This is a genomic window from Methanospirillum sp. (assembly GCF_035406105.1).
Lineage (GTDB): Archaea > Halobacteriota > Methanomicrobia > Methanomicrobiales > Methanospirillaceae > Methanospirillum.
Genome location: NZ_DAONKG010000276.1, coordinates 1 through 2,767, shown reverse-complemented (window position 1 = coordinate 2,767; position 2,767 = coordinate 1). Strand labels below are relative to the sequence as shown.

The following is a 2,767-nucleotide window of genomic DNA, read 5'->3' as shown; positions in this document are numbered from 1 at the left end:
CTTAGTTATATAGTTTACTATTATATAATTCATAATGAGATCTGACGAATGTGGGTTTTATTGTTCATTATTTTTTTTGATGCCATATCATACAGACAGGATGAGGAGTAGATAATAGAATTTCAAATACAGAGAATTACAACTCTAAAGTAATTATCAAGTTATTTTTGAGAGTTTGGTTCATGTCATACTTCACTTAAACCGATAACATATGGCGATGAAAGGAGTAAAATTTCCGGTATCATCCGTGGATGAAGTGTTTGCAGGGTTACCAAAAGGTGCTGAAAGCAATATTTCTGTTGGTGGACTCGTCATTTGTAATACCTGAGGCATGTTTGGACGGTTCATAAAACCCACCGATTTCCCAATCGAGTCTTCAGAGGCCCTTGCCACACTCATTCTGGATCGCGCCGGCCTGTAACATGGCCGAATAATCACGAATCCATCGTGTAAAAAAAAAGGAAGTCAGTTAAAAAGGGTTGATTAATCCCGACGTTCCACAATCCAGGATTCATTGTCTTCCCTGACAAAAAGAACCGGACTGTGATTAATCCTCATTGGCTGGGGGAACTTTCGAAACCGAACTTCTCCTGAGTCAATTGATCTTCCGTCAAGTGAATATACTGTGGGGATTCCCGCATCATGAATCGCAGAAATCTCTGCCTGTCCCTGCAGGGTTCTGATCTTCCCAACCTGTATATATCTCCCGTCTGATCCACTTGCTGCCAGTCCCACGGCTGCGAGAGATCCGATAATGCCGCCTTTCGTGCCATCAAGCCCAATAAGTCGTATTCCTGTGTTTGACGCCATTATCATCGCCTGATCCTGGGTGAGGACCGTTGATTTCGCCTCTTTTCCAAAGAGAATGAGGGCCGGAGTAACAGACTCATGGTCAGCCATACAGACTCCTGGATCACTCCCCTTCGCTGACCGGGATTGAACAAATTGTGCTATCTCTTCAAAAAGCATGTCTCGTTCTTCATGAGGAATTGTATGAACATGTATGACTGCGGCACTATTATGTGAGGTGTATGGAATGTCCGGGTGCACATAGAGCTGGTGCCGGGTAATAGCAAGAAGATGGTATCGGTGTTCGAGCAGACTGAACAAATCCCTGGCAAGTCTTCCGGTTCCCGGGCAGTCAGGCATATCGGTATCATCCAGTGAAATATATACGGTCATATCATATGTCCTGTCACCCGGATGCACGGGTGATAATTCTTCTTACAGGTATACTGAAAAAGGTATCATTCTTCTGATTTGAATCACTAAAAAATAGTTTAGACAAGAAAGGACCATTGATGTGGGTTCTGCTATATCAATTGGATATCAATTGATATATTCTTATTGACTCTGTTAGTAAATGTAAATAATTTTCATGTTGCCTGACGCAGTATGTATGAGGATGAGAAGTCAGAAAATGACTCTTGAGATCCATCGGGAACTGGAACATTACAATCCGATCCATTTTCCGGTATTTAAGGTTTCTTCTCACTCCTCATTTTTGTGATCTTTTTTATTTCATCAAACATGGTTGATCCGATCAGGGATGCACTCTCTTCCGGATGAAGATCAGACATGACTGCAACGATTTTTCTGGTCCCCTTGCTGGTTGTCAGTATTCCAACCCGCTCTGCTCGTGTTACCAGTTCCTGTTCTTCCATCATGGCAAAGTACGGAAGTATGTAGTAGTGCGGTACCTCGAGGTACTCGGCAAGGCGCCGGGTAGTTGGAAACCTGATATGAATCCCTTCTTTGGAGAAAGTGATTGAAATCGCGTTATCTTCGAAAAGGAAAATTTTTACTGCAGATTCAAAGAGGCCTTCGATTGAGAGCGATGGCATATAATAAGTTTTAGGGTTGGAGCTATAAAGAGTAGAGGAAAGAAATTAGTGTTTTTTCTTCTGGTCATCAGGGACAGGTTCAAGCCAGACAATTTCAGCGCCGACTTCTTTTGCAATCATTTCAAGCTCTATTTTTCTGAAATGCGTTGCAACAACCTGGATCTGTCCACCGGTAACTGCCAAAATCCGATACTTCGGGCTTTTAACTCCTGCCCCGACCTTTTGTCTTTCACGTACGAAAATTTTCATTTCTGGTCACCTCTTGGAACCAATTGGCATATGTTCAAGTGATATACCAGTTGGTTATCAACAATCTATCTATAAGATCTTCACGTATTTATATATTGTTGTGGTGATCCATGCACGAAAGACTTGAAATAGCTAATAAACTCCAGGGGGAAACTCTGGTAAGAAAGGGATTATTTGATCGATATACTGGCCGCCCCCTGATGCGTATTGTTCCTGAACTGAATGTTATTAAAATTGGCGGGCATGGGATCATAGATTATGGTCGTGATGTAGTCATTCCTCTGGTGGAGGAACTTGGAGCGCTGTCAAAAAATCATAAGTTATTACTTGTCACCGGAGGTGGTGTCAGGGTCAGGCATATCATGGATATCGGACTTGACCTTGGGATGCCAACCGGTGTACTTGCAGAGTTGACCAGCAAAATATCTGAACAAAATGCTATCATGATGGCAACCCTGCTTGCTCCCTTTAAGGCTAAAAGGATTCATACCAGCGATCTCCTTGAAATTCCGACCCTCCTTGGAATGGGCGCTCTCCCGGTTACCCATGGGACCCCTCCCTACAGTCTGTATGAGCATCCTTCGGAGCGGACCAATGGAGGTATCCCGCCACATCGGACTGATACCGGAGCATTTTTAGCTGCTGAGGTGCTCGGTGCACGAAGTTGCATTCTT

At 43.4% G+C, this 2,767-nt stretch carries 5 protein-coding genes; 2 read left to right on the top strand and 3 right to left on the bottom strand.

Features of this window, described 5'->3' with window-relative positions; all coding sequences use genetic code 11:
* Positions 1-211 precede the first annotated feature (211 nt).
* Positions 212-328, top strand: a complete 117-nt coding sequence (locus PLA23_RS13865; protein WP_502883630.1) for an MTH865 family protein — start codon at positions 212-214, stop codon at positions 326-328.
* Positions 329-483: 155 nt separating this feature from the next.
* Here the strand turns inward: PLA23_RS13865 and PLA23_RS12295 are convergent, their stop codons facing one another.
* The 3 genes from PLA23_RS12295 to PLA23_RS12285 form a co-directional block, all read right to left on the bottom strand.
* The gene (locus tag PLA23_RS12295; RefSeq protein WP_324475370.1) at positions 484-1,182 is read right to left on the bottom strand and encodes an ABC transporter substrate-binding protein; all 699 of its coding nucleotides are present in this window, start codon (positions 1,180-1,182) and stop codon (positions 484-486) included.
* A 296-nt stretch (positions 1,183-1,478) separates the two neighbouring features.
* On the bottom strand, positions 1,479-1,844 hold the full coding sequence (locus PLA23_RS12290; protein ID WP_324331691.1) for a hypothetical protein: 366 nt from the start codon (positions 1,842-1,844) through the stop codon (positions 1,479-1,481).
* A 45-nt stretch (positions 1,845-1,889) separates the two neighbouring features.
* A complete protein-coding gene (locus PLA23_RS12285; RefSeq protein WP_324475369.1) occupies positions 1,890-2,093 on the bottom strand; it encodes a hypothetical protein in 204 nt (67 codons plus the stop codon).
* A gap of 110 nt (positions 2,094-2,203) precedes the next feature.
* Between PLA23_RS12285 and PLA23_RS12280 the strand changes: the two genes are divergently transcribed.
* Positions 2,204-2,767, top strand: a 564-nt coding sequence (locus PLA23_RS12280) for an amino acid kinase family protein (RefSeq protein WP_324475368.1), incomplete at its 3' end; no start/stop codon positions are given.

Excerpts from the sequence above, each read along its gene's own strand:
- PLA23_RS12295 (WP_324475370.1), bottom strand. The coding sequence starts at position 1,182 with ATGACCGTATATATTTCACTGGATGATACCGATATGCCTGACTGCCCG.
- PLA23_RS12285 (WP_324475369.1), bottom strand. The coding sequence starts at position 2,093 with ATGAAAATTTTCGTACGTGAAAGACAAAAGGTCGGGGCAGGAGTTAAA.
- PLA23_RS13865 (WP_502883630.1), top strand. The coding sequence starts at position 212 with ATGGCGATGAAAGGAGTAAAATTTCCGGTATCATCCGTGGATGAAGTG.
- PLA23_RS12290 (WP_324331691.1), bottom strand. The coding sequence starts at position 1,844 with ATGCCATCGCTCTCAATCGAAGGCCTCTTTGAATCTGCAGTAAAAATT.